The sequence below is a fragment of the Nocardioides sp. zg-DK7169 genome (assembly GCF_013155365.1).
In the GTDB taxonomy this organism is placed as follows: Bacteria; Actinomycetota; Actinomycetes; order Propionibacteriales; family Nocardioidaceae; genus Nocardioides.
In genome coordinates, this window is the sequence record NZ_JABJRA010000005.1 from 92,745 (window position 1) to 118,757 (window position 26,013).

29 protein-coding genes are annotated in these 26,013 nt (G+C 73.7%); 15 read left to right on the forward strand and 14 right to left on the reverse strand.

The annotated features are described in order from the left end of the window. Window position 1 precedes the first annotated feature (1 nt). Window positions 2-544: a MarR family winged helix-turn-helix transcriptional regulator gene (locus HOQ23_RS09300; RefSeq protein ID WP_172214051.1), complete on the reverse strand. Its 543-nt coding sequence runs from the start codon at window positions 542-544 to the stop codon at window positions 2-4. Window positions 545-584: 40 nt separating this feature from the next. Between HOQ23_RS09300 and HOQ23_RS09305 the strand changes: the two genes are divergently transcribed. Then, on the forward strand, window positions 585-1,583 hold the full coding sequence (locus HOQ23_RS09305; RefSeq protein WP_172214053.1) for an EamA family transporter: 999 nt from the start codon (window positions 585-587) through the stop codon (window positions 1,581-1,583). Between the two features lie 6 nt (window positions 1,584-1,589). Here HOQ23_RS09305 and HOQ23_RS09310 read toward each other — a convergent pair whose 3' ends face one another. The 3 genes from HOQ23_RS09310 to HOQ23_RS09320 all read right to left on the reverse strand — a co-directional run bounded on the left by HOQ23_RS09310 (window position 1,590) and on the right by HOQ23_RS09320 (window position 3,210). Beyond that, window positions 1,590-2,123 (reverse strand): hypothetical protein, encoded by a 534-nt coding sequence (locus HOQ23_RS09310; protein ID WP_172214055.1) that lies wholly within the window; start codon window positions 2,121-2,123, stop codon window positions 1,590-1,592. Between the two features lie 125 nt (window positions 2,124-2,248). Then, on the reverse strand, window positions 2,249-2,743 hold the full coding sequence (locus HOQ23_RS09315; protein WP_216653990.1) for a nitroreductase/quinone reductase family protein: 495 nt from the start codon (window positions 2,741-2,743) through the stop codon (window positions 2,249-2,251). 8 nt (window positions 2,744-2,751) lie between these two features. Further along, the gene (locus HOQ23_RS09320; protein ID WP_172214059.1) at window positions 2,752-3,210 is read right to left on the reverse strand and encodes a nuclear transport factor 2 family protein; all 459 of its coding nucleotides are present in this window, start codon (window positions 3,208-3,210) and stop codon (window positions 2,752-2,754) included. A 97-nt stretch (window positions 3,211-3,307) separates the two neighbouring features. Between HOQ23_RS09320 and HOQ23_RS09325 the strand changes: the two genes are divergently transcribed. The 7 genes from HOQ23_RS09325 to HOQ23_RS20845 are packed head-to-tail and all read left to right on the forward strand — an operon-like array spanning window position 3,308 to window position 9,182. After that, window positions 3,308-4,186 carry a TIGR03619 family F420-dependent LLM class oxidoreductase gene (locus tag HOQ23_RS09325; RefSeq protein ID WP_172214061.1) on the forward strand — a complete coding sequence of 293 codons (879 nt, stop codon included), beginning with the start codon at window positions 3,308-3,310 and terminating at the stop codon, window positions 4,184-4,186. Then, complete coding sequence (locus HOQ23_RS09330; protein ID WP_367650436.1) at window positions 4,183-5,382, forward strand: hypothetical protein; 1,200 nt, start codon at window positions 4,183-4,185, stop codon at window positions 5,380-5,382. Before HOQ23_RS09325 ends, HOQ23_RS09330 begins: the two co-directional genes overlap by 4 nt. Next, on the forward strand, window positions 5,379-6,224 hold the full coding sequence (locus tag HOQ23_RS09335; protein WP_253945342.1) for an SDR family oxidoreductase: 846 nt from the start codon (window positions 5,379-5,381) through the stop codon (window positions 6,222-6,224). The genes HOQ23_RS09330 and HOQ23_RS09335 overlap by 4 nt, the downstream gene beginning before the upstream one ends. Beyond that, window positions 6,221-7,405 carry a sulfotransferase gene (locus tag HOQ23_RS09340; RefSeq protein WP_253945343.1) on the forward strand — a complete coding sequence of 395 codons (1,185 nt, stop codon included), beginning with the start codon at window positions 6,221-6,223 and terminating at the stop codon, window positions 7,403-7,405. Before HOQ23_RS09335 ends, HOQ23_RS09340 begins: the two co-directional genes overlap by 4 nt. A gap of 6 nt (window positions 7,406-7,411) precedes the next feature. Next, window positions 7,412-7,870 carry a DUF1772 domain-containing protein gene (locus tag HOQ23_RS09345; RefSeq protein WP_367650437.1) on the forward strand — a complete coding sequence of 153 codons (459 nt, stop codon included), beginning with the start codon at window positions 7,412-7,414 and terminating at the stop codon, window positions 7,868-7,870. 31 nt (window positions 7,871-7,901) lie between these two features. Next, window positions 7,902-8,369, forward strand: coding sequence for a GNAT family N-acetyltransferase (locus tag HOQ23_RS09350; RefSeq protein WP_172214063.1), 468 nt, complete (start codon window positions 7,902-7,904; stop codon window positions 8,367-8,369). 3 nt (window positions 8,370-8,372) lie between these two features. Then, entirely contained in the window at window positions 8,373-9,182 is an 810-nt protein-coding gene (locus HOQ23_RS20845; protein WP_216653992.1) for an acyl-CoA thioester hydrolase/BAAT C-terminal domain-containing protein, read from the forward strand. A gap of 45 nt (window positions 9,183-9,227) precedes the next feature. Here HOQ23_RS20845 and HOQ23_RS09360 read toward each other — a convergent pair whose 3' ends face one another. From HOQ23_RS09360 to HOQ23_RS09385, 6 genes are all read right to left on the reverse strand, one after another. After that, the gene (locus HOQ23_RS09360) at window positions 9,228-9,626 is read right to left on the reverse strand and encodes a hypothetical protein (protein WP_172214065.1); all 399 of its coding nucleotides are present in this window, start codon (window positions 9,624-9,626) and stop codon (window positions 9,228-9,230) included. 36 nt (window positions 9,627-9,662) lie between these two features. Then, on the reverse strand, window positions 9,663-10,922 hold the full coding sequence (locus tag HOQ23_RS09365; RefSeq protein ID WP_172214067.1) for an HNH endonuclease signature motif containing protein: 1,260 nt from the start codon (window positions 10,920-10,922) through the stop codon (window positions 9,663-9,665). Window positions 10,923-11,117: 195 nt separating this feature from the next. Next, on the reverse strand, window positions 11,118-11,300 hold the full coding sequence (locus HOQ23_RS09370) for a hypothetical protein (protein WP_172214069.1): 183 nt from the start codon (window positions 11,298-11,300) through the stop codon (window positions 11,118-11,120). 78 nt (window positions 11,301-11,378) lie between these two features. Next, window positions 11,379-12,314, reverse strand: a complete 936-nt coding sequence (locus HOQ23_RS09375) for an alpha/beta hydrolase (protein ID WP_172214071.1) — start codon at window positions 12,312-12,314, stop codon at window positions 11,379-11,381. Then, complete coding sequence (locus HOQ23_RS21205) at window positions 12,311-12,913, reverse strand: TetR/AcrR family transcriptional regulator (protein WP_172214073.1); 603 nt, start codon at window positions 12,911-12,913, stop codon at window positions 12,311-12,313. The genes HOQ23_RS09375 and HOQ23_RS21205 overlap by 4 nt, the downstream gene beginning before the upstream one ends. Beyond that, the gene (locus HOQ23_RS09385; protein WP_216653994.1) at window positions 12,910-14,295 is read right to left on the reverse strand and encodes an NAD(P)-binding domain-containing protein; all 1,386 of its coding nucleotides are present in this window, start codon (window positions 14,293-14,295) and stop codon (window positions 12,910-12,912) included. Before HOQ23_RS09385 ends, HOQ23_RS21205 begins: the two co-directional genes overlap by 4 nt. A 121-nt stretch (window positions 14,296-14,416) precedes the next feature. Here HOQ23_RS09385 and HOQ23_RS09390 point away from each other — a divergent pair, with 121 nt between their 5' ends. Continuing rightward, window positions 14,417-15,136, forward strand: a complete 720-nt coding sequence (locus HOQ23_RS09390) for an SDR family NAD(P)-dependent oxidoreductase (protein ID WP_172214078.1) — start codon at window positions 14,417-14,419, stop codon at window positions 15,134-15,136. Between the two features lie 53 nt (window positions 15,137-15,189). Continuing rightward, window positions 15,190-15,444, forward strand: coding sequence for a GlsB/YeaQ/YmgE family stress response membrane protein (locus tag HOQ23_RS09395; RefSeq protein ID WP_216653996.1), 255 nt, complete (start codon window positions 15,190-15,192; stop codon window positions 15,442-15,444). A gap of 95 nt (window positions 15,445-15,539) precedes the next feature. On the opposite strand, the gene HOQ23_RS09400 is transcribed toward HOQ23_RS09395, so the two are convergent. From HOQ23_RS09400 to HOQ23_RS09415, 4 genes are all read right to left on the reverse strand, one after another. Then, window positions 15,540-18,509 (reverse strand): helix-turn-helix transcriptional regulator, encoded by a 2,970-nt coding sequence (locus tag HOQ23_RS09400; RefSeq protein WP_172214080.1) that lies wholly within the window; start codon window positions 18,507-18,509, stop codon window positions 15,540-15,542. Window positions 18,510-18,580: 71 nt separating this feature from the next. Then, window positions 18,581-18,730, reverse strand: coding sequence for a hypothetical protein (locus HOQ23_RS09405; protein ID WP_172214082.1), 150 nt, complete (start codon window positions 18,728-18,730; stop codon window positions 18,581-18,583). A gap of 211 nt (window positions 18,731-18,941) precedes the next feature. Next, window positions 18,942-20,105, reverse strand: a complete 1,164-nt coding sequence (hutI, locus tag HOQ23_RS09410) for an imidazolonepropionase (protein ID WP_172214084.1) — start codon at window positions 20,103-20,105, stop codon at window positions 18,942-18,944. Further along, a complete protein-coding gene (locus tag HOQ23_RS09415; protein WP_172214086.1) occupies window positions 20,102-21,439 on the reverse strand; it encodes a formimidoylglutamate deiminase in 1,338 nt (445 codons plus the stop codon). Before HOQ23_RS09415 ends, hutI begins: the two co-directional genes overlap by 4 nt. A gap of 50 nt (window positions 21,440-21,489) precedes the next feature. On the opposite strand from HOQ23_RS09415, the gene HOQ23_RS09420 reads away from it, so the two are divergent. From HOQ23_RS09420 to HOQ23_RS09440, 5 genes are all read left to right on the forward strand, one after another. Further along, window positions 21,490-22,104, forward strand: a complete 615-nt coding sequence (locus tag HOQ23_RS09420; protein WP_172214088.1) for a nitroreductase family protein — start codon at window positions 21,490-21,492, stop codon at window positions 22,102-22,104. A gap of 166 nt (window positions 22,105-22,270) precedes the next feature. Beyond that, window positions 22,271-22,528, forward strand: coding sequence for a DUF6458 family protein (locus HOQ23_RS09425; RefSeq protein WP_172214090.1), 258 nt, complete (start codon window positions 22,271-22,273; stop codon window positions 22,526-22,528). 68 nt (window positions 22,529-22,596) lie between these two features. Next, window positions 22,597-23,937 carry a M20/M25/M40 family metallo-hydrolase gene (locus tag HOQ23_RS09430; protein WP_172214092.1) on the forward strand — a complete coding sequence of 447 codons (1,341 nt, stop codon included), beginning with the start codon at window positions 22,597-22,599 and terminating at the stop codon, window positions 23,935-23,937. Next, window positions 23,934-25,412 carry an MFS transporter gene (locus HOQ23_RS09435; RefSeq protein WP_172214094.1) on the forward strand — a complete coding sequence of 493 codons (1,479 nt, stop codon included), beginning with the start codon at window positions 23,934-23,936 and terminating at the stop codon, window positions 25,410-25,412. The genes HOQ23_RS09430 and HOQ23_RS09435 overlap by 4 nt, the downstream gene beginning before the upstream one ends. A gap of 22 nt (window positions 25,413-25,434) precedes the next feature. Continuing rightward, a complete protein-coding gene (locus HOQ23_RS09440; RefSeq protein ID WP_172214096.1) occupies window positions 25,435-26,001 on the forward strand; it encodes a DUF1992 domain-containing protein in 567 nt (188 codons plus the stop codon). The last annotated feature ends 12 nt before the right edge of the window (window positions 26,002-26,013 follow it).

The window sequence follows — 26,013 nt, forward strand, 5'->3', positions numbered from 1 at the left end:
GTCAGGCGTCCAGCGCCCGGCCCCACACCTGAAGCAGGTGTGCGAGCCGGGCGCGGTCGTCCTCGGGCAGCATCCCCACCAGCCGGTGCTCGTTGGCCAGGTGGGCGCTCATCGCCCGGTCGATGAGCGCGCGGCCCTCCTCGGTCAGGGCGACCACCCGGCCCCGGCCGTCGGTGTCGCTGGCGCGCCGGGTGACCCAGCCGCGCAGCTCGCACCGGTCGATCCGCTTCGTGGCCGCACCCGAGGTCACCATCGTCCCGGCGGCGACCTCCGAGGGCGTGAGCTCGTACGGCGCCCCGGAGCGGCGCAGCGTCGCCAGCACGTCGAACTCACCCTCCCCCAGGCCGTGGGCGGCGTAGACCGCGAGCAGCTCCTCGCTCAGGCGCAGGGCGACGCGGTGCAGGCGCCCGATCACGCCGATCGGCGAGGGGTCGAGGTCGGGGCGCTCCCGAGCCCACTGGGCCATCACCTTGGCGACGTGGTCGGGAGGGGCGTCAGGGCCGTGGCTGCCGACGTGGCCGGGCTCACTGCGCGGAACCGTCATGACCGGGAATCTATCTGACGCGGAAGACATTATGTCTTCCATGGAAAGCAAATGGCGCGTCCTCGCGGTCACGGCGATCGCCCCGGTGGCGTGGGGCTCGGGCTACTACGTCGCCGACGCCCACCTCCCCGCCGACCGCCCGCTGTTCAGCGCGACGGTGCGGGCCCTGCCCTTCGGCCTGCTCGTGCTGGCCCTGCGCCCGCGACTGCCGCAGGGCATCTGGTGGTGGCGCGCCGGAGTGCTGGGCATGCTCAACATCGCGGCGTTCTTCGTGCTGTTCTTCGTCGCCGCGGCCCGCCTGCCCAGCGGCCTCGCCGCCACCCTGACCGCGACCGCGCCGATCGCGATCATGCTGCTGGCCTGGGGCCTGGTCCGCGAGCGCCCGCACCCCGCGTCGCTGCTCGGCGCCGCCCTGGGCGCGGTCGGCGTCGCGGTGCTGGTGCTGCGCGGCGGTATCGACGTCGACTGGGTGGGCGTCGCGGCCGCCCTCGGCGCGGTCGCGCTGTCCTCGGTCGGCTTCGTGCTGGTGAAGCGGTGGCGCCCGCCGGTGGACATGCTCACCATGACCGGCTGGCAGCTGGTGCTGGGCGGCCTGGTCCTGCTGCCGATCGCCCTCGTGGTCGAGGGCGCGCCGCCGGCGATCGACGCGGCCGCGGTGGGCGGCTACCTCTACCTGGGCCTGGTCGGCACGGTCGTGGCGTACGCCGTGTGGTTCCGCGGCCTGCGCGAGCTGCCCGCGGCCGCCGTGTCGCTGGTCGGGCTGCTCAACCCGGTCGCGGGCACCCTCGTCGGGGTCGTCCTCGCCGGCGAGCTGTTCGGCCCCACCCACGCGCTCGGCATGGCGCTGGTCCTGATCGGCGTGCTGACCGGCCAGCCGGCCGTCATCGCCGCCGTACGCCGCCGCCTCGCGGCCCCCGGTGCGACCCAGGGCCCGGCCCAGGACTCGGCCCAGCAGACGGCTCAGCAGCCGTCGGTCGACGCCCCGGGCACGCCGGAGCCGGGTGCCGCGCGTCGGACCACGGACCGGGCCCTGGTCTGAGGCGGCTCAGCCGACGCGGACCTTGACCACGTTGGAGAGCTCGCCGTTGGAGGTGTCGCGCACGCGGAACCTGTTCTCGCCGGCCTGGCCGGTCTGGACATAGGTGGAGAAGGTGCCGCCGCTGACCGAGGCGGTCACCGGGAAGTCGGTCCAGCCGCCGTCCACGAACCGCTCGACCTGGAGGATCGCGCCCTCGCCGTCGGGGTAGACCCCGCTGAGGTCGATCTGCTCCATGCCGGACACCGAGCTCTGGGCGCTCTGCAGGGTGATCCCCTCGTCCTTCGTCGTCTCCGACTCCGACGGGCTCGGACTGTCGGACTCCTCGGACTCCTCGGGGTCCTCGGTCGCCAGGGTGATCTGCGGCCCGGAGTCGCCGGTGGTGCGCACCGGGTCGGGGATGTACATCGACTGCTGCGCACCGGCGCGGCCGCCCTCGTCGTCCCCGCCAATGCCGAGCATCCGGATGCCGACCAGGGCGACGAGCCCGATCACCACACCCACGACGACCCCGACGCCCGCGAGCGCGAGCAGTCCGGTCACGACAGGGCGGTCTTGGTGCTGGGCCACGGTGTCGTCACTCCCGGTGTGGTCGGCGCTGGGCGGCGGGCGCCTAGGCGTCCGCGCCCATTGTCGTGGACGGTGCCAAGCGACACCACTTCCGGGGCTCAGCGCGGCTCGAGCACCACCACGGGGATCTCCCGGTCGGTCCAACGGGCGTACTTCTCGAAGTCGGCGTAGAGCTCGACCAGGCGCGGCCACAGCTCGGCGCGCTCCTCGGGCCCGGCCACCCGTGCGTGCACCCGGCGCACCTCCCCGGGGAGGTGGACGGTGGTGTCCGGCGAGGCGAGCAGGTTGCGGTACCACTGCGGGTGCTGCGGCAGCCCGCCCTGGGAGCCCACCACGACCAGCCGCTCCTGGGGCCCGCTGCCGTCGCGCAGGTAGAGCAGCGGGGTGGTGAACGCGGTCCCGGACTTGCGGCCCACGTGGTCGAGCAGCAGCGTCGGGACCGGCTTGCGCCAGCCCGCGCCCACCCGCCACTTGTTGCCGATCCGCCCGTTGGTCAACCCGAAGATGCGCACCTGGACCCGCGACATCAGCTTGATCACCCGCACCGCCCACGGCGAGTCCAGCCCCGCCGGGCGCTCCTCGGGCATGTCCATCAGCCCCATCAGAGCGCGGCCCTGGTCTCGCGCTTCCAGACCAGCTCCTCGTGGAGGTGGCGGCTGCGCCAGCCGTCGGGGGTGCGCACCATGCGGTGGTGGTAGATCCCGCCGTACTCCACGACCTTGGCGTCCGCGCCCTCCCCCACCGGCATCGGGTTGTGGAAGTACGCCGTGACCTGCGCGGCGTCCGGGTCCCCGTCGGGGGCCAGGTCCACCATCACCTGGTGCAGCGAGTGCATGCGGCGCGGGAAGAACGCCGGCAGCACCTCGGCCAGCCAGGCCTTCACCACCGGGTAGCGGTCCGCGATGCCGCCGGTCTCGGTGTAGTCGATCTCGGCGTCCGGGGTGAACACGGTGTCCAGCAGGTCCCACCGGTCGTCGGCGTCCACGGCGCGGGTGTAGCGGTGCAGGACCTCGGTGATCTCGGCCCGGTCCCGCAGGTCGGCGTTCTGATTCGGCTCCACGGGACGAACTGTGGCACAGGACTGAAACGCGTTCTATGTTTCGTCCAGCGCGCCGCCACGGACGTCGGGGCCGGCGTGCTCGACACCGAGGAGAGCAATGCGGTTCACCTATGCCGAGGCCATGACCCGGGCCGAGAACTACGCCCCGCTGGCCCAGGCCGCCGAGGCGGCCGGCTACACGAGCATGACCATCGCCGACAGCCTGGTCTATCCCCGGGAGTCGGACTCCACCTACCCCTACACCGACACCGGCGACCGGGAGTTCCTGGAGGGCAAGGAGTTCATCGAGGCGATGATCCTGTGCGCCCACCTGTTCGCCGTGACCACCACGCTGCGCCTCACGCCGTTCGTCCTCAAGCTCCCGGTGCGCCCGCCGGTGCTGGTCGCCAAGCAGGCCGCCTCGCTGGCCTTCCTGTCCGGCAACCGGCTCGGCCTCGGCGTCGGGCTCTCCCCGTGGCCCGAGGACTTCGCCGCGATGGGCGTGCCGTGGGCCAAGCGCGGCAAGCGGATGGACGAGTGCCTCGACATCGTGCGCGGCCTGACCAGCGGGGAGTTCTTCGGCTACGACGGGGAGTTCCACTCCTTCGAGCCGGTCCAGCAGTGCCCGGCGCCGACCGAGCCGATCCCGCTGCTGGTCGGCGGCCACGCGGACGCCGCCCTGCGCCGCGCCGTACGCAAGGGCGACGGGTGGATGCACGCCGGCGGGAACGCCGAGGAGCTGGACCGGATGCTCGCCCGGCTGCGCGAGATCCGCGCCGAGGAGGGCGACACCCGCGACGACTTCGAGGTGCACGTGATCTCCGCCGACGCCTACTCCCCCGACGGCATCAAGCGCCTGGAGGACAAGGGCGTCACCGACTGCATCGTCGGCTTCCGGGTGCCCTACATCGTGGGCCCGGACACCGAGCCGCTGGAGAAGAAGGTCGAGGCGCTGGAGCGCTTCGGCGAGCGCGTGATCGCGAAGGTCAACCCGTGAGCGGCCACGCGCACTGGGGCCTGGAGGACGGGCCCGGCGCCGGCAAGAACCTCGACCTGACCCGGCCGCTGACCGAGGCGATCGCCGAGGCCGAGCAGCTGATCGCCGACGCGCCGTTCATCCGCACCGAGGCCGACCTGCTGGAGGGCTACGACTACCTCGCCGGCCGGATCCGGATGGCGCTGCAGGCGGCGTTCGACTACGACCTCGAGCAGCCGCTGTTCATCAACCCCACCCACCAGTTCTCCCGCCAGGGCCTGGACAACCCCGACGCGGTCTACTTCCACGCCTACCTCGTCGAGGGCGTGGAGTACGTCGTGCGCGGGCGTCGCGGCACCACCGCCGACCTGTCCTTCCAGGTGATGGGCGGCGGCTACCAGGCGGGGTCCGCGCCGGCCTCGCTGATGGCCTTCGACGACCGCGAGCTCGAGGTGGCCGACGACGGCACCTTCGCCTTCACCTACGTCGCCGAGCCGGGCGCGAAGACGCTGATCGTGCGCGAGGTCTTCAACGACTGGGACACCGAGGAGCGCGGCACCCTCACCATCGAGCGCACCGACACGATCGGGCGCCCCCGCTCCCCGCTGACGCAGGCCGGCCTGGCGCGCCGCTACGAGGTGGCCGCCCGCTCGCTGACCAGCTCGATCCGCACCTGGTTCGCCTTCCCGCACTTCTTCCAGTACGCCCAGCCGGCCAACGTCCTCACCGCGGCACAGTCCACCCCGGGCGGGCTGTCCTCGCAGCGCTCCTCGATCGGGCACTACGCGATCGGCAAGGACGAGGCGCTGGTGATCACGGTGCCGCGCTGGGAGGACTGCGGCTACCAGGCAGCCCAGATCGGCTCGGACTGGTACGCCTCCACCGACTACGAGACCCACCAGACCTCGCTGACCAAGGCGCAGGCGGTGACCGACCCCGACGGCATGATCCGGTTCGTGGTCAGCGAGCGCCCGCCCCTGGACGGCCGCCCGATCGCCAACTGGCTGGAGACCACCGGGCACCGCACCGGCGCGGTGATGCTGCGCTGGCAGCGCCTCACCCGCGACCTGGGCCCCGAGGACGGCCCCCGCACCGAGGTGCTGCCGCTCGCCGAGGTCGCGGCCCGCCTGCCCCACGCCGTACCGCTCACCGACGAGGAGTACGCCGCGCGGATCGCCGCCCGGCAGCGCTCCGTGGCCCGAAGGATGATCAGTTGAGCCCCCAGACCGCCGCCGCCCACCTCGAGACCGACGCCGAGGTCGAGGCCCGCTACCGCCCGCTGCCACTGCTGGAGGGCAAGGTGCTGGTGCTCTCCGGCGTCGGGCCCGGACTGGGCCGCGCCCTCGGCGAGGAGGCCGCCAAGATGGGCGCCGACCTGGTGCTGGCCAGCCGCACCGAGCGCCGGCTGGAGAAGATGGCCGAGGTCGTGCGCGGGCTCGGGCGCCGCGCGCTCGTCGTCCCCACCGACATCACCGACGAGGACTCCCGCCGCCGGCTGGTGGAGCGGTCGCTGGAGGAGTTCGGGCAGGTCGACGGCCTGCTCAACAACGCCTTCGGCATCCCGCCGATGGACCCGCTCACCGCGCTCGACCTCGACGGCCTGCGCGCGGCCAACGAGACCAACGTCTTCGCGCCGCTGCGGCTGACCGCCCTCTTCGCCGACGCGCTCGCCGCCACCCGCGGCTCGGTGCTGATGGTGAACTCCTGCGTGCTCTACCAGTCCCAGGAGGAGTACGCCGGCTACAAGCTGTCCAAGGGCGCGCTGGAGCACCTCTCCTCCTCGCTGGCCACCGAGCTCGGGCCGCGCGGGATCCGGGTCAACAGCGTCGCGCCGTCCTACATCTACGAGGACGTCAACAAGGGCTACTTCGACTGGATCGCCACGGAGTCGGGCCGCACCCACGACGAGGTGTACGCCGAGAAGGCCGCCCCCACCGACCTCAAGCGCCTGGCCAGCCCGGCCGAGGTCGCCCGCGCCGCGCTGATGCTCACCACCGACCTGTGCTCGGCGGTCACCGGGCAGGTCCTCAACGTCGACTGCGGGGAGTTCCACCGATGAGCACCGAGGAGCTGGGCGCGGGGGGCCTCAACGTCATGGCGCGCACCCGCCCGGAAGTCGGCGGCTACGACGACATCGCCGCGGCCGCGATGCGCACCACGGGGCTCACCGACTTCGGCGGCGACGCCCACGAGGAGGGCCTGCGGATCCTGGTCGACGACCTGGCCTCCCCCGAGGCCGGGCTGACCCCGCGGGGCAACTACTTCCAGCGCTCGGAGGTCAAGAGCGCCCTGGTCGGCCGGCTGCTCACCCAGGCCCAGTTCGCGGCCCGCCCCGAGCACGCCGACGTAGTGATCGAGCGCCCGATCTTCCTGATGGGCCTGCCCCGCACCGGCACCACCGCCCTGCACCGCCTGTTGCACGCCGACCCCGCGGCCCAGGGCCTGGAGATGTGGCTGACCCAGTTCCCCCAGCCGCGCCCGCCGCGCGAGACCTGGGAGGCCGACCCGGTCTTCGCCGCGATGCAGCAGGGCTTCGCCGCCCACCACGTGGAGAGCCCGGAGTACATGGGGATCCACTACATGGATGCCACCACCGTGGAGGAGTGCTGGCGGCTGCTGCGCCAGACCGGCAAGTCGAACTCGTATGAGTCCCTCGCCGAGGTCCCCCGCTACACCGCGTGGCTGGCCGAGCAGGACTGGACCGACGCCTACGCGCGCCACAAGCAGAACCTCCAGCTGGTCGGGCTCAACGACCCCGAGAAGCGCTGGGTGCTGAAGAACCCCTCGCACATGACGGCCCTCGACGCCCTGATGAGCGTCTACCCCGACGCCCTGGTCGTCTACACCCACCGCGACCCGGTGGTCTGCATCGCCTCGTCCTGCTCGCTGTCGGCCGAGACCACGGCCGGGCACTCCACGACGTACGTCGGGGAGACGATCGGGCGCACCCAGCTGGACCTGTGGTCGCGCTCCTTCCACGCCTTCCACGACGCCCGCGCCCGCTACGCCCCCGAGCAGTTCGTCGACGTCGCCTTCGCCGACCTGCGCCGCGACCCGCTGGGCACCGTGGCAAGGATCCACGAGCAGTTCGGGCTGGAGTGGAGCGAGGAGGCCCGCGCGGCCGCCGCCGAGATCGACCGGGAGTCCAAGGAGGGCAAGGCGGCGCCCTCGCACCGCTACGCCCTCGAGGACTACGGGCTCACCGAGGACCAGGTGCGCGCCGCCTTCGACCGCGGGTAGCCGCTCGTGGCCGACCTCCTCCCCGTCGCCCTGGTGCTCGCGCTCGTCCTGGGCGGGCTCCAGGCGGGCACCTACTACGCCTGGGCCAGCGGCGTGATGCCCGGCCTGGGCCGCGTCGACGACCGGACCTTCGTGGCGGTGATGCGCGAGGTGAACCGCGCGATCGTGAACCCGGTCTTCCTCGCGAGCTTCCTCGGCGCCCCGCTCACCGCTGGCGCCGCCGCGCTGGCGGCGAGCGGCACGCCGCGGTGCTGGGCGGTCGCCGGCACGGCACTCGCCGTCGCGACGGTCGCGGTCACCGGCGCGCGCAACGTCCCGCTGAACGATGCGCTGGAGGCCGGCGGCGGCGATCCCGCGGCCGCCCGCGCGGGCTTCGAGCGCGCCTGGCGGCGCTGGAACGTCGTCCGCACGCTCACCTCGACCGGCTCGGTGGCCTGCCTGGGCGTGGCGGCGTGCCTCTCCTGAGACCGTGCGACGTGTCCGCGATGATCTCCCCATGACCGTCGCCCCCGTGATCGGCCCGGACGACCCGCGCGCCGACGACGTCCGCGCGCTCCTCGCGCGCCACCTGGCCTTCGGCCACGAGCACAGCCCGCCCGAGGACGTGCACACCCTCGACATCGACGGACTGCTCGTCGCCTCGATCACGTTCTGCTCGGCCCGCGTCGACGGCGAGCTGGTCGCCGTCGGCGCCTTGAAGGACCTCGGCGGCGGCCACCTGGAGCTGAAGTCGATGCACACCGCGAGCGAGCATCGCGGCCACGGGCACGGGCACCGGATGCTCACCCATCTGCTCGCCCTCGCCCGCGAGCGCGGCGCGACCCGGATCAGCCTCGAGACCGGATCGATGGACGCGTTCATCCCCGCGCGTGCGATGTACGCCGCGGCGGGGTTCGTCCCGTGCGCGCCGTTCGGCGACTACTCGCCCAGCCCGAACAGCAGCTTCTTCACGCTGGTGCTCTGAGGCGTGCGCCCGGTAGAGCTCGTGGACGTCGAGGGCGTGCGCTGGGTCCCCGATTCGCCCTCGGGGGTCGCCGCCCTGGTCCTCGCGGGCTCCAGCGGCCGCGTGGACTCGGCACGTGCGGAGCTGCTGGCACGCCACGGAGTCCTCGCCGAGTCGATCCGCTGGTTCGGAGGGGCCGGCCAGAACGAGGGACCGTGGGAGATCGCGCTGGAGCTCTTCCTCGAACGTGTGGACGACCTTGCCCGGAGCTGCGATCGAGTCGTGGTCCTCGGCACCTCGTTCGGATCTGAAGCCGCGCTCCTGACGGGTGTTCACAGCCCCCACGTCAGCGCCGTTGCCGCGTTCGCGCCCTCCGACGTGGTCTGGGCGGGCGTCAGGCCCGACGGAAGCCTGGCGTCGCACTGGACCCTCGGCGGCACCCCACTGCCCTACGTCGACCTCGTCGACGACTGGGAGCCCGACACCGACCCACCACCCGCCTTCCTGGGCCACTACGAGGCGTCTCGTGACCGGTTCCCCGAGGCGCTCTCCGCGGCCGCGATCCCGGTCGAGCACATCGACCAGGTGCTCCTGGTCGCCGGCGGCGACGACCAGGTCTGGCCCTCGCAGACGATGGCTGACGCCATCACGGCACGGCGCGACGAGCAGGGCCTGGAGACGATGCTCGTCCTCGAACCCGACGCCGGCCATCGCACCGTGCTGCCCGGCGAACCGCTCGCCGCGGGAGGGATGCGGATGCGACGCGGCGGCACCCCCGCGGCTGACTCCAGGCTCGGCGCGGCGGCATGGAGTCAGCTCAGTGCTCTGCTCTGACCGCTTCCCTCGTGTTCGGAGAGCGCCGCATGAGCAGACAGCGAGTCACGCGATGCTGGCGAGCCATTCGTCGACCGACGTCATCCGCTGCACGGCAGGGTGGAAGTAGAAGACGCTCTCCCGCCCGATCGGGCCAAGGAGCACCACGTGCTGGAGCTCCCCTCGGTGCGCCCGAGCCAGCGCGGCGCCCAGCTCGACGAACATCCCTCTGCCCTCCTCGTCGGACATGACGACCAGCACTGCCTCCGCGCTGAGCACTGCCTCCAGGTCGTCCGAGGCCAGGCTCGCAGAGAGCGCGAGGTCCGACCCGTAGCTCTCCACGAGCGTCACATCCAGACTTCGCGTCCAGTCCAGCGTGAGCTCGTGCCCGGCCGCCATCACGGCCGCTTGGACCGCCTGCACCCCAGCGACGTCCGCCAGAGCCCCGGCCACGTAGACCTTCACGCCGCGACATTCCCACAGGAAGTCATGTCGCAACCCTCACGTCCGCCGAGCGAATCGGATATCGCCACTCGGCATTCGTTGGTGCAGATAACGGTCATCGTGGATCAGATGATGATGGTGCGAGCAGAACAACATTGCATTGTCGAGATCGGTCTTCCCGCCCGCCGACCACGGATCGACATGATGCGCCTCGCACCACGTCGAGGGAATGGTGCAGCCGTCGGCGCGGCACTCCTTGTCGCGAATTGCCAAGGCCTTTCGCTGACCGGGGCTGAAAAGACGATTCGTGCGGCCGAGGTCGAGCGGCACCGACCTTGTGCCGAGCACCGCGGGGACGAGATTGGCCGTGCAAGCCAAGCGCCGGGCCTCACCGGCGGTGATACGGGAGCCGTCCGCGAGGGTGGCGGATCCCAGTCCCTCGACGAGCGCAGTCAGGTCCATCGTGATCACCAAGGTCGTGGCGTCGCCGCCGTGCAGCGGAAGCCTCGCGGGATCGATGCTCTCCAGCAGGGAGCAGAACGCCTCGCCCAACCGACGCTCGTAGGGCACCCGCCGCCCGTCCGCCGCCGGCTCATCCGCTCGGCGGGGGTTGGTGAACGACTCCAGCATCGTGGTCAGGCGCAGCGCGACACTCTCCGGCACCTGGGCGCGGATGATCGCGGAGCCGTCGCCGAGGTGCCGCACGCCCAGCGTCGTACGCCGCCGAGCGCGGCGTTCCGCGGCGCGCAGCTGCTCCTCCTCGACCTTCTCCGCCCACTCGGGAGCGACGACCTCCAGCAGCCGCTCGGCCAGACGGCCCAGCTCGCGCGGCCCGAAGTCGGCGGCCTGCTCGACCAGGTAGGCCTCCGCGCGGGCCAGCATCGCCGACCACTCCTCCGCGCCCGCCTCGACCAGCGAGAACGCATCGGTCAGGTCGTCGAGCGCAGCGACCATCACGTGCCCTTGGTCAAGACTCACGTGCCCGCCGGCGAGCGCGGTGCCGACGCGGTGCCAACGCAGCTCGCACGCGGTCCCGAGCCGCTGCAAGCGCCGGGCGGCCAGTCCGGAGGTGTGGGTGCGGTGCGCCACCCAGGCGGCCACGTCGCGATACCCGTCCGCGTCGGCCACGTCATCGGCGCACGCCATCACCCGCGCGTGCATCGCCTGCGCCCGCGAGGCCAGGTGGGCAGTCATCCGCAACGCCTGACGCTTCTCGGGCACAGACAGAAACGTCGGGTCCCGGTCCGCGATCTTGTCGAGGAACGCCTCCGCGCACCCCACATCGGCGAGGTAGGGATGAGCCGCATTGTCGGCCATCGTCGCCTCCCGAGAGGACGTGGTGGAGAACTGGTTCCGTGAGAACAATCCTACCGTTGTTCGAAAGTGTTCGAAAGGTCTCGAGAGGTAAAGACTGAATCTGTGGAAAAGGTCGGGATGAGGTCCTCCACGCGACGACCTCGACTAGCCCACGGCCGACTCATCACCGGACGTGAGGGAGGCGGCGAGACTCATTCACCAGACATCCAGCGAGACGATCATGCCCAGCGCCAGCACTCCGAGAATGGTCGCGAGGACCAACAATGTCGCACCGTTGGCCGTTGCCGCGTTGGTGCCGCGCGCCAGCGACCCCCTGCCCATGAACAGGAGCACGAAGAAGAGGACGACGACCAACGGCGCCAAAAGCAAGATATCCACCGGCGGATCATGTCATCTCGAATAGCACCCCGGCCCACCGTTCAGGTGAGTTCGAGGCCGGGCCGCCGCGTCGGCCGCTCACCCCACCCGCAGGTGCCGCACCAGGAAATCGACCTGGTGGCGCACCGCTGCCTCGAAGCACTCCTTGCCCTCGAACAGGTCGAAGTGGTCGGCCGGGTAGTGGCGCACCTCGGCGCGACCGGCGACGGCGGCCTTGGCCGCGGCGTGCGGCGGCGCGCTGCGGTCGAAGTCGGCGATCTGCACCAGCAGCGGGCACCGCAGGTGGCGCGCCTCGCGCCCGGGGCGGTGGTTGCCGAGCTCGAGGCCGACCGAGGCGTCGACCTCGTTGCGGAACGTCGGGCCGGCGACGGCGAGGTAGTCCTCGTAGGCGCCCGGCAGGGTCAGCGCGCCGAGCTCGCCGGGCCGCGCCACCACCGGGATCATCACCCGGCGCCCGACCCGGCTGCGCATGCCGGCGGCCGAGGAGCGCAGCAGCGCGGTCGGTCGGTGGTGGCGCACCGCGAGGCGGGCGGCGGCGAGGCCGTCGACCAGCGGCACCATCGAGACCACCGCGGCGACGTCGTCGCGCCGCGCCCCGGCGGCCAGCACGTGGCCGCCCGCGAGCGAGACGCCCCACAGCACCAGCCGTTGCGGGTCGACGCCCGGCAGGCCGGCGGCGGCCGTCATCGCGGAGCGGTAGTCGGCGAGCTGGGCGGCCATCGACACGGTCTGGCGCGGCTCCCCCTCGCTGGAGCCGAAGCCGCGGTAGTCGAAGGCGAGCACGTCGAGCCCGGCAGCGGCCAGCCGCTCGGCGAACGGCGCCAGCCCGCTGTCCTTGGTCCCGCCGAGGCCGTGGGCCATCACCACGACCGGGCGACCGGCGGGAGTGGCGAGCGCGTCGCCCTCACCGCGGAAGTGCCAGGCGTGCAGGCGCACCCCGTCGGGACCGCGGAACCACGTCTCGGCGTACCGGGCCGGGGCGGGGTGGGCGTCGGAGCCCTGCGTCGTGGTCATGCGTTCCTCCCGTAGATGGTGCTCAGCCAGACATGGACGACCGCCTCGACGTGGCGCTCCCAGTCGAGGTCGGCCGCGTCCTGGACCAGCCGGGCCAGCGCCCGGTCGTTGACGTCGAGGAGCACGGTGGCGACCGCGTGGGCGTCCGGGCCGGGCGGCGCCAGGCCCGCGGCCCGCTCGGCGTCGATGACGTCCGCGGCGATCCGCACGAACCCCTCCTGGGTGCTGTCCCAGCGCTCCCGCACCCCCGGGCTGGTCGCCCGGGCCTCGAGCATCGCGCGGTAGACGTGGCGGCGCCGCTCCCAGCCCGACAGGACGGTGCGGATCGCCGCGGCCACCTGGTCGCGGACCGCACCGTCGCCGGCGAGCAGCTCCGCGGCGCTCTGGCCGGCGTCGTGCATCTCCTCGAGCAGGGCGGCGACGGCGTCGGCCTTGTTGTCGAAGTAGAAGTAGAACGCCGAGCGCGTGACACCGGCGCGGCGCGAGAGGTCGGCGACGTTGATGTCCTCGAGGCGGGCGTCGGGCCCGGCGTCGCGCAGGTGCTCGTCGAGCGCCTCGAGCAACGCGGTACGTCGCCGGTCGCCCCGGCTCGCGATCACGTCCGCGCCGCCGCCCGGGCCGCCTCGGCGGCCCGGGCCGCTTGCGCGACCAGCGGCGGCGGTCCCTGCACTCGCGCCCGCTCGACCCCGGCCGGGATCTCCTTGGCGCGCAGGTCGTGCTCGTAGATGAAGTAGTCCAGCTGCTGGGTGTGCCGCGGGCGGTCCAGCACGTGACCGGTGTACTTCGCCTGGTCCTCGTCGATCGCCCGCTCCATCTCCGCGGGCGCGGGCAGCCGGTAGCGGCCCACGGCGTACGCCGCGAGCAGCCGCGTCTGGGCCTCCACGAACGGGAACAGCGTCGGCGTGGCCTGGGCCAGGCCGACGAAGGCCAGGTCCTCGATCCCCGGCTTGAACATCCGCTTGAACAGCCGGATCCGGTTCTCCGGGGCGCTGAGGAACGCGGGATCGAAGAACGGGAAGGTGATGTTGTAGCCGGTGGCGTAGACGATCACGTCGAAGTCGTCGCTGGTGCCGTCCTCGAAGTGCACCGTGGAGCCGTCGAGGCGCGCGACGTTCCCCTTCGGGGTGATGTCGCCGGAGCCGAGCCGCAACGGCAGCTCGACCGACTGGGTCGGGTGGGCCTCGAAGAACTTGTGGTTGGGCGCGGGCAGGCCGTACAGCTCGGGATTCGAGCCGGTCATGAACTGCATCTTCTGCATCGCCCAGCGCTGCCACTTCAGCGGCAGGTACGGCGTGGTGGCGTAGTACTTGTCCGCGGGCAGGCCGTAGGTGTACTTCGGCACGATCCAGGCGCTGGAGCGCGTGGACAGCGTGACCTGGTTGCTCAGCGAGCGGCTGGAGAGCTCGACGGCGATGTCGGCGGCGCTGTTGCCGATGCCGACGACCAGGATCCGCTTGCCGTGGAAGTCCAGGGGGTCGGTGGGGTCGATGTAGTGGTGGGAGTGGATGGACTCCCCGGTGAACTCGCCGGGGAAGTCGGCGTAGCGGGGGTCCCAGTGGTGGCCGTTGGCGACCACGAGCAGGTCGAAGTGCCGCGTCGCACCGGCATGGTCGGTGATCTCCCAGCCACCGCCGTCGAGACGCTCGGCGTGCTCGACGCCGTTCTCGAACTCGATGCGGTCCAGCAGCCCGAACGCCTCGGCGTAGGAGTCGAGGTAGGCCTTGATCTGGGTGTGGTGCGGGAAGTCGGGGTAGTCCTCGGGCATCGGGAAGTCCTTGAAGGACAGCCGGTGCTTGGAGGTGTCGATGTGCAGCGAGCGGTAGGCGCTGCTGTGCCCGTTGGGGTTGCCGAACGCCCAGTTCCCGCCGATCCGGTCCGAGGCCTCGAAGCAGGTGTACGGCACGCCGTAGTCGCCGAGCATCTTGCCGGCGGTCAGCCCGCTGATGCCGGCGCCGATGACGGCGGTGGTGGGTCCGGACACGTGGCCTCCTGGACGATTCGAGCGATCCCCTGGCGCGAGGATGTGACCTGAGGCACAGTAGGTCCACAGTTGACACGCGTCAACAACGACACCGGCCGGACGCCGGCACCAAGGGGGATCCATGGGGACACGGACGGCCGTCGTGATCGGGGGCGCCTCCGGGATCGGCGCGGCCACGGCGTTCGCGCTCGACGCGGAGGGGTACGACGTCGCGGTCGGCGACCTGGGCACCGAGCCGCGCGTCGACGTGACCGACGAGGCGAGCGTGGCAGGCTTCCTCGACGGCGTGGTCGCGACGTACGGACGCGTCGATGCGGTGGTCAACACCGCCGGGACCAGCACCCTCGCGCCGGTCGCCGAGCACGACGTGGCCGACTTCCGGCGGGTGCTCGACGTCAACCTCACCGGGGCGATGACGGTGCTCAAGCACGCCGCCCGGGTGCTCGGCCCCGGTGGGTCGATCGTCTCGGTCGCCTCCCTCAACGCCCGCCAGCCGGGCGCCGGGATGGCGGCGTACTGCGCCTCGAAGGCGGGCCTGGCGATGCTCACCGAGGTGGCCGCCCTGGAGCTCGGCCCGCGCGGGATCCGGGTCAACGCCGTCTCCCCCGGGCTGGTCCCCACGCCCCTGACCGCGCCGGCGCTGGACATCGACGGGATCGAGGCCGACTACCTCGCGAACACCCCGCTGGGGCGGGCCGGCACGCCCGAGGAGGTCGCCGAGGCGATCGGCTTCCTGCTCCGCGCCGCCTGGCTCACCGGGGAGAACCTCGACCTCAACGGCGGCGCGCACCTGATGCGCTACCCCGACCTGCCCGGGCACGTCGCACGCGCCTTCGGCTGACTCGCCGGCCGCCCGCATGTGGCATCACGGGCGGAACGGGGTACTCGGCTCCCATGGCAATCATCGGTTTCCTCGTCTTCGGTCTCGTCGTCGGCGCGCTCGCGCGCCTGATCAAGCCCGGCAAGCAGAACCTGTCAATCCTCGCCACGCTGGGCCTCGGCGTCGTGGGCTCCCTCATCGGTGGCGTCATCGCCTCGGCCCTCGGCACCGGTGACATCTGGGAGCTCAACATCCTCGGCTCGATCGTCGCGATCGTCGCCGCGGTGCTGCTGATCGGCATCGCGGAGAGCGTCACCAGCAAGCGCTGACGGCGCGCCGGCCGCCCGCGGCCACCACGACCCACCTGCACGAAGCCCGCGCCCACGAGGCGTGGGCTCCGTGCGCGTCCGGGCCGGCAGCGGGCCTACTCCACCAGGCCGCGTCGTCGCGCGACCGCGGCCGCCTCGGTGCGGCTGGTCGCACCGAGCTTGGCCAGGATCCGCGAGACGTGCACCGAGACCGTCTTGGCGCTGATGAAGAGCTGACGGGCGATCTCGCCGTTCGAGCGGCCCTCGGCGACCAGCGCGAGGATCTCCGCCTCCCGCGGGGTCAGCGCGTCCGGGACGGCGTCGGCGCGCGGCGGCGCCGGGGCGTGGGCGCGCAGCTCCTCCAGCACCAGCCGCGAGCCCAGGCGGTCCGCCGACTCCCGCGCCAGGTCGGCGGCCTCCGGGCCGCCGGCGGTGTCCCCGCTCGCCCGCAGCACCGCGGCCAGCCGGGCCCGCACCCGCGCCAGCTCGTGGACGTGGCCGAACTCCGCGAACGCCGTCTCCGTGCGCCGCCAGGCCCGCACCAGCTCCTCCAGGGAGGTCGGCTCGCCGGCCAGCCAGCGGGCGCGCAACACCTCGGCGTCCAGCCGGCACTCCCAGGCGCGTCCCTCCGGCCCCCAGTGCCCCGAGGGGTCGGAGTACTGCTCGCGCACCGCCCGCCCGTCGGCGTGCAGCCGCGCCACCTGCGCCGCGACGAGCTCCCGCTGCGCGCCGCTCGCCCGCGGCACCAGGCCGGCGAGCTCGCCGATCGCAACCGCGGCGAGCCGGATCCGGGCGCTGAACCACTCGTGCCAGATGCTGGCCAGCACGCCCACCGCGTCGTCGTACACCGCGACGACGGCGGTGGGGTCGTCCCCGCGCCCGGCGGTGAGGAGCTCCAGCTCCGCGGCGTGGATCACCAGCGCACCCTCGCGGCGCCACAGCGGGCGCAGCGCCCGCAGGTCGGCGGTCACGTCGGCCCCGCGCGCCTGCTCCACGAGCAGGCGCACCGAGGACAGCAGCGCACCCGGGATGGGCGGCGCGGCGTGCTCCCCGCAGTCGGTGAGCTCGAGCACCTCCTCCCAGCGGCCCCGGAGGAACTCGATCCAGGCCAGCCGCCAGCGCGCCTCGAAGCCGTACGGCGCCCAGTGCAGCCCGGCCCTCCCCGCCAGCACGATGCCGCTGCGGAAGCCCTCGGCGGCGAGCTCGAGCTCGGCCCAGTCCTCGTGGGAGCGGGCCAGCAGGAAGCGACCGCGCAGCTCGGCGGCGACCACGCCGGACTCCTGGGCCTGGGCGATCGCGTCGCTCAGTGCCGCGCGCAGGCCCTCCACCGGACCGGACCGCTTCAGCCCCGAGAGGGTGGTCACGGCGTCGGACACGTGCTCGCTGAGGTCGAGGCGCTCGGCGAGCACGAGGGCGTCCATGCCGACCGCCTCGGCCTCGTCGTAGCGTCCGACCGAGGCCAGGATCCGCGCGTGGATCGCCAGGATCCGGGCGCGCAGCGCGCTGTCGCCCGCGGGCGCGAGGGCGACGGCCTCGGCCGAGACCAGCGAGGGGTCGCTCTCGGCCTCGGTGAGGTAGAGCGCGCTCGCCCGCGCCGCCAGCATCCGCGCCCGCTGCACGTCGGTGGCGCCGGGCAGGCGACGCATCTGGTCCTCGATGAGCGCCGCGGCGCGCTCGGGGACCCCGCTCGCGGTCAGTGCCTCGGCGGCGCGCACGACCAGGCGCGAGGGCTCGACGTCGGCGCACGCCAGGCAGCGCTCCGGGTCCGCCATCAGCTCCAGGGCCTGCTCGTAGTGGTACGCCGCCTCGTCCGGCCCGCCGACGCGCGTCGCCTCCTCGGCAGCCTGGATGCTCGCGGTCAGCGCGGTGTCCAGGTCGTGGGCGAGCCGGGCGTGGCGGGCCAGCTCCGCGGCGGTGCCCCGGGCCGCGCCCTGCTGGAGCGCCGCGACGTACGCCGCGTGCAGCCGAGCCCGCTCGCCGGGGAGCAGGTCGTCGTACAGCGCCTCGCCGAGCAGCGCGTGGCGGAAGGCGTAGGTGCCGCGCTCGGCGACCAGGACGTTCATCTCGACCGCGCCACGCAGGCCCGCGTCCAGAGAGACCGGGTCCAGCCCGGAGACGGCCTCGAGCATCTCGTGGCTGACCGAGCGGCCGCTGACGCTGGCGGTCCGCACGACCTGCCGGGCAAGGTCGTCGAGACGGTCCAGGCGCACCAGCAGCACGTCGGCGAGGTCGGCCGGGACCCAGCGCTCCGGGCCGGAGGCGGCGCTGGTGAGCTCCTCGACGAAGAACGCGTTGCCCTCGGCGCGCACGACGACGCTGTCGCTGAGCTCGGCGAGCTCGGCGAGGCGGAGGTCGGCGGGGGCGAGCTCGGCGACCAGGCGGCGTACCGCGTCGTCGTCGAGCGGGCTGAGCGCCAGGCGGGACACGCCGCGCACGCGCGACCACTCCGCGACCTGGCGGCGCAGCGGGTGGCGGCGGTGCAGGTCGTCGGTGCGGTAGGTGACCACCAGGGCGACCGGCCCGGCGAAGGGCCGGGAGAAGCAGAAGCTGAGCAGGTCGCGCGTGGAGCGGTCGGCCCAGTGGGTGTCCTCGACGATCAGCAGCAGCGGCGCCTCGGCGGCGACCCGCTCGACCAGCGCGTGGACGGCCTCGAAGAGGTCCCCGCGGTCGAGCGTCGCGGTGTCCGCAGTGCCTGCGCCGTCCGAGGCGTCGGGGCCCGCCGTGAGCACCCGGCGGCCGGGCTGGAGGCGGGACAGCGCGGGATGGGTGCGTGCGACCTCCTCGACGGCCTCCGCGTGGGTCGCGGCGAGGCGGCCGAGGACCTCGGAGAACGGCAGGTAGGGCAGCGCGCTGTCGCCGAAGTCGAGGCAGTGCCCGGCAGCCACCTGCCAGCCGGCGGCGACGGCGAGGTCGGCCAGCTCCAGCAGCAGCCGGGTCTTGCCGACGCCGGCGTCCCCGGAGAGCAGCACCGCCCCGCCGGGGCCGCCGGGCGCGCGGCTGGTGCGGCCGGCGCGCACCCCGAGCAGGACGGCGAGCTCACCGAGCTCGGCGTCGCGACCGACGAGGGTGCTGCTGGAGTGGGGCACGGCCTCCATCTTCGCGGTTGCGCGCCCCGATTGCTCGCGTGTTTCGGTCACGGAGCCGGGTCCTGCGGGGCTCAGCGCGCGTTGTCGCTGGCCTCGGCCGGACGGCGTACCCGGTCCCGGCGGCGCTCGCGGCGCCGGAAGCTGCGCCCGGCGCGGATCCGCTGGTTGCGGTAGTCCAGCTCGGAGCGCCCGAACTGGTTGGTGGTCTCGAACATGGACATCGCTCGGCTCCTGTGGTCCTCCTCACCGGCTCTCGGTGATGACGACGACACTGCTCGCCTGAGGTGGCCCCCCACATCGGGCGAGTTCCCTATCCCTGCCCCCGCAACCCTCCCCACCCCGTCCTGAGGTAGCCCTGAGGTACCGCGAGTCGGCGCTCGTGGTGTGCCGAGTCGGCGCTCGTGGTGTGCCGAGTCGGCGCTTGTGGTGCGGTCAGCCGACCGGCCGGCCGCCGACCCACGTGCTCCGCACGAGCGGTACGCCGGGGCGGTAGGCGAGATGGACATGGCTGGGCGCGTCGAGCACCTGGAGGTCGGCGCGCCGGCCCGGCGCCAGCACCCCGACGTCGTCGCGGTCCAGCGCGGCAGCGCCCCCGACCGTCGCGGCCCGCACCGCCTCGGCGGGCGTCATCGCGAGGTCGCGGACCGCCAGCGCGAGGCAGAACGGCAGGCTCGAGGTGTACGACGAGCCCGGGTTGCAGTCGCTCGCGAGCGCCACCACGACGCCGGCGTCCAGCAGCCGGCGCGCGTCCGGCCAGGGCTGACGCGTGGAGAACTCCACCCCCGGCAGCAGCGTGGCGACGGTCCCGGAGTCGCGCAGCGCGTCGACGTCGGCGTCGGTGAGGTGGGTGCAGTGGTCGACCGCCACCAGGCCCAGCTCGGCCGCGAGCCGCACCCCCGGCCCCGGCCCGAGCTGGTTGGCGTGCAGCCGCCCGCGCAGCCCGGCCGCCGCACCGGCGGCGAGCACCGCCCGCGCCTGGTCGGCATCGAAGGCGCCGTCCTCGCAGAAGACGTCGATCCAGCGCGCGTGCGGCACCGCCGCCGCCAGCATCGGGCCGGTGACCAGCGCGACGTACTCCTCGACGGTGGTGTCCTCGGGCACCACGTGCGCGCCCAGGAACGTGGTCTCGGCGGTGAACTGCCGTGCGATCGCCAGGCTGCGCGCCTCGTCGTGGACCGTGAGGCCGTAGCCGCTCTTGACCTCGACGGTGGTCGTGCCCTGCCGGCGCATCTCCGCGACGAGCCGCGCGACCCGGGCGGTGAGCTGCTCGTCGCTGGCCGCGCGCGTGGCGGCGACGGTGGTGCGGATCCCGCCGGCGGCGTACGGCGTCCCGCTCATCCGGGCCTCGAACTCCGCCGCCCGGTCGCCGGCGAAGACCAGGTGGCTGTGGCTGTCGACGAACCCCGGCAGCACCGCCCGCCCGCCCACGTCGTACGCCGCGTCGGCGGTGGGCGCCTCGCCCGCCGGCCCGACCCAGGCCACGGTGCCGCCCTCGACGACGAGCGCGGCGTGCTCGAGGATCCCGAGCGGGCCGGCGCCGAGGGCGGGGTCTCCGGTGACGAGCTCGGCGATTCCGGTGAGCAGGGTGCTGGTCATCGCCCGGCCTCCGCGACGAGGTCCCACACGGCCGCGACCGCACCGGCGAGCTCGCGACCGACGTCCTCGCGGTCGGCAGCGGTGTGGACGAGACGGCCGTCGGCCACCACGTGGATGACGTCTGCGGCGCTGGCCGCCCAGACCGCGGTGTGCTCGTCGGCGCCGGTGCCCGCCGTCCGCGCGCTGCCGGTGTCGACGGTGACCAGGTCCGCGCGGGCGCCGACCGCGATCCGGCCCGCGTCGGGGAAGCCGATGCTGTCGTGGCGCAGGCCCGCGGCCAGGAGCGCGGCGGCCGGCCAGTGCCCGCGCCGCTCGGTGGCGAGCCGTTCGTGCAGCTCCACGGCGCGCATCTCCTCGAACGGGTCGACCACCGCGTGGCTGTCGCTCCCGAGGCTGAGCCGGACCCCGGCCTCGTCCAGCGTCCGCCCCGGCCCGATCCCGTCGCCCAGGTCGCGCTCGGTGGTCGGGCACAGGCACGCGGTCACCCCGGCCGCCCCGAGCAGCCCGGCGTCGCCGTCGCCCAGGTGGGTGGCGTGCACGACGGTGGTGCCGGCGTGCAGCTGCCCCGCCTCGGCGAGCACCTGCGCCGGGGTGGCGCCCAGCCGGGCGAGGCACTCCTCGTTCTCGGCGCGCTGCTCGGAGAGATGCACGTGGACCAGCGGCCCCGACCAGCGGCGCAGCTGCTCGAGCGGCACCGCACGCACCGAGTGCAGCGCCGCGCCCACCCGCCCGTGCACGGGCTCGGGCAGCGCCGCGACCCGCGCAGCCCAGGCGTCCACGTCGCCGTCGCTGAAGCGCCGCTGCACCCCCTCCACCGGCGCCCCGAACCCGCCCGACACGTAGCAGGCGTCCAGCAGCGTCACCCGCACCCCGACCTCGCGCCCGGCCTCCAGCAGCGCGACGCCCATCGCGTTGGCCTCGTCGTACGCCGTGCCGTCCGGCTGGTGGTGCAGGTAGTGGAACTCCCCCACCCCGGTGATCCCCGCCGCCGCCATCTCCCGGTACGCCGCGCGCGCCAGCCGGTGCAGCGAGTCCGGGTCGAGCACCGTCGCCACGGCGTACATCTGCTCGCGCCAGGTCCAGAAGCTGCCGCTGCCGCCGCGCCCACCGACCCTCTGGGTGCGCCCGCGCAGCGCCCGGTGGAAGACGTGGCTGTGCGCGTTCGCCAGGCCCGGCAGGGTCAGCCCGGGCAGGTGCCGCACCCCGCGGGCCCGGTCGGCGGGGGCGTCGGGAAGCACCGTGGTGAACCGCCCGTCCGCGACCTCGACCAGCACGTCGTCGCGCGCCGCGCCGTCGACCCAGCCCCGCTCCAGGACGTACGCCGTGTCGCTCATCGCCGGGCCCGCCTCCGCCGGCGACCGGCGGACGCCCGCACAATTCCCCCATGGAGTTCGAGGACGTCGTACGCCGCCGCCGCATGGTCCGCCGCTACGAGCCGACGCCGCTGGACCGCGCGGTCGTCGACAAGGCGCTGGCGCACGCGACCCGGGCACCCAGCGCCGGCTTCACCCAGGGCTGGGGGTTCCTGGTGCTGGACACCCCGGTCGACGTCGCCCGTTTCTGGGCCGCCACCGCCGAGGACACCGCGGCCCCGGACGGCTGGCTGGCCGGGATGATGACCGCGCCGGTGGTGATCGTGCCGTGCAGCAGCAAGGCCGCCTACCTGGGCCGCTACGCGGAGCCGGACAAGGGCTGGACCGACCGCGAGGAGGCCCGCTGGCCGGTGCCGTACTGGCACATGGACACCGCGATGGCCAGCCTGCTGGTGCTGCTCACCGCGGTCGACGCCGGCCTCGGCGGCTGCTTCTTCGGCATCCCGCCGCACCGCCTGGACCGGCTGCGCGCGGAGTTCTCCATCCCCGACGACCACGACCCGATCGGCGTGATCACCCTCGGCCACCCCGCGGCCGAGCCGGGCTCCGCCGGCTCCCCCGCCCGGCGCCGCCGGCGGCCCCTCGAGGACGTCGTGCACCGCGGCGCCTGGGGCTCGGCCGGCTGAGGTCACCGGGTCAGTCCAGCGGCCGGAGCGGCCCGGGTCAACGGCCTCGGCGCTCGGTCGCCGCCGAACCCGTCCGGACGTTCGTTTGTCACCGTGGGCGTTCGGGCACCGATGCCGGCAGTCGCTCCCCGGGAACGCCCGGGAGCCACGACCGAGAGGTTCCACCATGGGTTACGGACTCGGCGTCTTCCTGCTGGCGATCGGGCTGATCCTCGCCTTCGCCGTCACGGACGCCATCAACAACGTCGACCTGACGATGATCGGCTACATCCTCGCCGGCGCCGGCGCGCTGATCATCGTGCTGACCGCCATCCAGCTCAACGCCCGCCGCAGCGCCACCTCGGTCTCGCGCACCACCCACGCCGACGGCCGCCAGAGCGTCAGCGAGCAGCGCCGCGACGTCGACCCGCCGGCCACCATCTGACCGGCCACCATCTGAGCCATCCGAGCAGGCCCACCCCGCGCGGGCGGCCATGCCCCTAGCCTGCGGGCATGGTCGCCCCCGAGGACGGCACGCGTGAGCGCGCCGTCGCCAAGCTGCAGGCACTCGTCCGGATCCCGACGGTCAGCCACCCCGATCCCGCCGCCGTCGACACCGCGCGCTTCGAGGAGCTCCTCGACGAGCTCGCCCGCCAGTTCCCGCTGGTCCACGAGCGCCTCGAGCTGACCCGGATCCACACCCACGGGCTGCTGTTCCGCTGGCCCGGCACCGCCGACACCCGGCCGCTGGTGCTGATGGCCCACCTCGACGTCGTGCCGGTGGAGGGCGAGTGGACCCACCCGCCGTTCTCCGGCGCGATCGTGGACGGCGCGATCTGGGGCCGCGGCACCCTGGACGACAAGGGCTCGCTGGCCGCGATCTGCGAGGCCGTCGAGACCCTCCTGGAGCGCGGCCACGTCCCCGCCCAGGACGTGTGGCTCAGCTTCGGCTGCGACGAGGAGGTCTTCGGCCAGGCCGCCCCGATGGCCGTCGAGGAGCTGCGCCGCCGCGGCGTGCGCCCCTGGATGGTGATCGACGAGGGCGGCGCCGTCGCCAGCGAGGCGTTCCCCGGGGTCGGCGCGCCGGTCGGCGTCGTCGGCGTCGCGGAGAAGGGCGTCACCTCCTTCGCGCTGCGTGTCGAGGGCCCCGGAGGCCACGCCTCGACCCCCGCCCGCAACGGCCCGACCGCCCGGCTGGCCCGCGCGATCACCCGCCTGGAGCGCTCGCCGATGCCGGCCCGGCTGCCGGACCCCACCGTCGAGCTGTTCCGCCGCCTCGCCGCGCACGCCCCCGCCGCGCTGCGCCCGGTGATGGCCAACGCCGCCAAGGTCCGCCCGCTGCTGACCCGCGCGATCCTGGCCGCCGGGCCCGAGCCCGCCGCGATGGCGCGCACCACGTTCGCGGTCACCACGTTGTCCGCCAGCCCCGCGATCAACGTGCTGGCCGCGACCGCCACGGCCGGGGTCAACGCCCGCGTGGCCATCGGCGACTCGGTCGCCGGGGTGCTGGACCACGTGCGCCGGGCGGTGCGCGACGAGCAGGTCCACATCGACCTGCTCGAGGCCGGCGAGCCGACCCCCGTCTCGCCCACCGACGACGCGGCGTTCGCGCTGATCGAGCGGACCATCACCGACCTCTTCCCCGACGCCGTCCCCGCGCCGTACGTCGTGATGGCGGCCACCGACGCGCGCCACTTCACCGCCATCTGCGAGCGCGTCTACCGCTTCGCGCCGTTCCGCATGACCAAGGCCCAGCGCCAGTCCATCCACACCGTCGACGAGCACCTCGGCGTCGAGGCGTTCCTCGACGGCATCGACTGGTACCGGCTCCTGATCGAGAGGCTGCCCGCATGAGCACGCCCACGCCGTCGCGCTCCCTCACCCCGGTGCACGGCCTGGCCGCCGTCGTCGGGTTCCTCGTCTGCGTCGAGGTCGCGAGCGGGGTGCTGCAGGGCTACTACACCCCGATCTATCCCCAGATCGCCGAGCACCTCTCCATCGCCGAGGGCGACATCAACTGGTTCGAGGCCGCCCAGCTGATCGTCTCCGCGCTCTGCATGCCGCTGCTCGCCCGGCTCGGCGACCTGGTCGGGCACAAGAAGGTGCTCCTCCTCTCCACCCTCGTCACCGCGGTCGGCTCCTGGGGCCTGGCCCTGGCACCGGGCTTCTCCACCTTCCTCATCGCTTGGGCCGTCCAGGGCGCGTACGTCGTGTGGCTGCCGATCGAGGTCGCGATCATCTACCGGCGTACGGCGGGCTCCGGGCGCCAGGCGCTGCTGACCCGCCGGGCCGCCGCGATCCTGGTCGGCGCCCTCGAGGTCTCGGTGATCGTGGCGGCGCTGACCTCGGGCCTGCTGGTCGAGCGGCTCTCGATGACGACGCTGCTGATGCTGCCGGCGATCGCGGTCACCGCCTGCCTGGCGCTGATCTGGTGGGGTGTCGAGGACACCCCCGGCCTGGCCTCCGGCGGCATCGACTGGCACGGCCTGGGCCTGATCACCGCCGCGATCGGGCTGGCGATGGGCGGGTTGGTGCTGGTGCGCCTGGACGGCGCCGACAGCGTCCCGGCCTGGCTGCTGGTGCTGGCCGGCCTGGCGATGCTGGTGCCGTTCGCCCGCCTGGAGAGCCGCCTGGCCGAGCCGCTGGTCGACGTGCGCCTGCTGGCCACGCCGGGGCAGTGGCCGGTGCAGCTGACCGCGTTCCTGTTCGGCATGTCGGTGCTCGGGGCGCAGATCCCGCTGTCCACCTTCGCCCAGACCGACCCGGACCTGGCCGGCTACGGCCTCGGGGCGTCCTCGGCGTTCGTCTCCACCCTGATCGGCGTCTACGTGCTGTGCATGGCCGTCGGCGCACTCGGGCTGCCGCTGACCACCCGGCTGTGCGGCCCGCGCGGCGCGCTGGTGCTCTCCGCGCTGCTGGTGGCGCTGGGCTACGCGATGTGGCTGGTGCTGCACGACACCACCGCCCAGGGGCTGACCAACATGGCGATCATCGGCATCGGCTCGGGTGGCCTGGTCGCCGCCCTGCCCGCGACCGCGGCCGCCGCGGCGCCCCCCGAGCGCACCGGCTTCGCCACCGGCATGACCAACGCGACCAAGACGATCGGCGGCGCCATCGCCTCGGCGGTGTTCGCGATCGCGCTCACCGCGACCGGGTCGCTGGAGGGTCCCGACGAGGGCAAGGCGCCGTTCTCGGGCTACCTCACCGTCTGGGCCGTCTGCGCCGGCGCCGCGCTGCTCGCCGCGCTGGTGCTGCTCGCGCTGCCGCGCCAGGTCGCGGCCGACGCGGGTGAGTCCCGCGCACTGCCCGAGACCCCCGCCGGGGTCTGACCCCCGACCTAGGATCGGTGCCATGACCGGGACCGAGCCCGAGCATGACGACGCCACCCCCGACCGCCCCGCCCCGGAGCAGCGGCCGCTGTCACGCGAGGAGGAGCAGGCGGCCGCGCGTGCCCGCGTCACGCAGCAGCAGACCTGGGTCGACCTCCAGGTACGTCGTGCGATGGACCGCGGCGACTTCGACGACCTCCCCGGCGCCGGGCGCCCGATCGAAGGGCTCGGCACCGAGCACGACCCGGACTGGTGGCTCAAGGGGCTGATCGAGCGTGAGCGGGTGGTCGTGCTCCCGTTCAGCGTCGAGCTGCGCAGGGAGGACGCCGCCCTCGACGAGCACCTCGACGGCCTCGCCACCGAGCAGCAGGTCCGCGAGCACCTCGAGGACTTCAACTCCCGGGTGGTCGCGGCGCGCTACCGCCTCCCGGAGGGCCCGCCGTTGATCACCATGCCCCGCGACGTGGAGGCCGAGGTCGTCGCCTGGGCCGAGCGACGTGCCGCTCGGCGACCCGCCCGGCCCGCGAGCCGAGAGGACGGCCCCGACCGGCCGCGCAGGCGCTGGTGGCAGCGCTCCCGGCGCCGCTGAGGGCAGCGGACC

What these genes read in the sequence shown, in the direction of transcription:
- HOQ23_RS09395 (WP_216653996.1), top strand. Translation starts at nt 15,190, where the DNA reads ATGGCAATCATCGGTTTCCTCGTCTTCGGTCTCGTCGTCGGCGCGCTC.
- HOQ23_RS09325 (WP_172214061.1), top strand. Translation starts at nt 3,308, where the DNA reads ATGCGGTTCACCTATGCCGAGGCCATGACCCGGGCCGAGAACTACGCC.
- HOQ23_RS09305 (WP_172214053.1), top strand. Translation starts at nt 585, where the DNA reads ATGGAAAGCAAATGGCGCGTCCTCGCGGTCACGGCGATCGCCCCGGTG.
- HOQ23_RS09415 (WP_172214086.1), bottom strand. Translation starts at nt 21,439, where the DNA reads ATGAGCGACACGGCGTACGTCCTGGAGCGGGGCTGGGTCGACGGCGCG.
- hutI (WP_172214084.1), bottom strand. Translation starts at nt 20,105, where the DNA reads ATGACCAGCACCCTGCTCACCGGAATCGCCGAGCTCGTCACCGGAGAC.
- HOQ23_RS09300 (WP_172214051.1), bottom strand. Translation starts at nt 544, where the DNA reads ATGACGGTTCCGCGCAGTGAGCCCGGCCACGTCGGCAGCCACGGCCCT.
- HOQ23_RS09440 (WP_172214096.1), top strand. Translation starts at nt 25,435, where the DNA reads ATGACCGGGACCGAGCCCGAGCATGACGACGCCACCCCCGACCGCCCC.
- HOQ23_RS09315 (WP_216653990.1), bottom strand. Translation starts at nt 2,743, where the DNA reads ATGGACATGCCCGAGGAGCGCCCGGCGGGGCTGGACTCGCCGTGGGCG.
- HOQ23_RS09405 (WP_172214082.1), bottom strand. Translation starts at nt 18,730, where the DNA reads ATGTCCATGTTCGAGACCACCAACCAGTTCGGGCGCTCCGAGCTGGAC.
- HOQ23_RS09365 (WP_172214067.1), bottom strand. Translation starts at nt 10,922, where the DNA reads ATGGCCGACAATGCGGCTCATCCCTACCTCGCCGATGTGGGGTGCGCG.
- HOQ23_RS09435 (WP_172214094.1), top strand. Translation starts at nt 23,934, where the DNA reads ATGAGCACGCCCACGCCGTCGCGCTCCCTCACCCCGGTGCACGGCCTG.
- HOQ23_RS09390 (WP_172214078.1), top strand. Translation starts at nt 14,417, where the DNA reads ATGGGGACACGGACGGCCGTCGTGATCGGGGGCGCCTCCGGGATCGGC.
- HOQ23_RS09430 (WP_172214092.1), top strand. Translation starts at nt 22,597, where the DNA reads ATGGTCGCCCCCGAGGACGGCACGCGTGAGCGCGCCGTCGCCAAGCTG.
- HOQ23_RS09340 (WP_253945343.1), top strand. Translation starts at nt 6,221, where the DNA reads ATGAGCACCGAGGAGCTGGGCGCGGGGGGCCTCAACGTCATGGCGCGC.
- HOQ23_RS09350 (WP_172214063.1), top strand. Translation starts at nt 7,902, where the DNA reads ATGACCGTCGCCCCCGTGATCGGCCCGGACGACCCGCGCGCCGACGAC.
- HOQ23_RS09425 (WP_172214090.1), top strand. Translation starts at nt 22,271, where the DNA reads ATGGGTTACGGACTCGGCGTCTTCCTGCTGGCGATCGGGCTGATCCTC.
- HOQ23_RS09375 (WP_172214071.1), bottom strand. Translation starts at nt 12,314, where the DNA reads ATGACCACGACGCAGGGCTCCGACGCCCACCCCGCCCCGGCCCGGTAC.
- HOQ23_RS09420 (WP_172214088.1), top strand. Translation starts at nt 21,490, where the DNA reads ATGGAGTTCGAGGACGTCGTACGCCGCCGCCGCATGGTCCGCCGCTAC.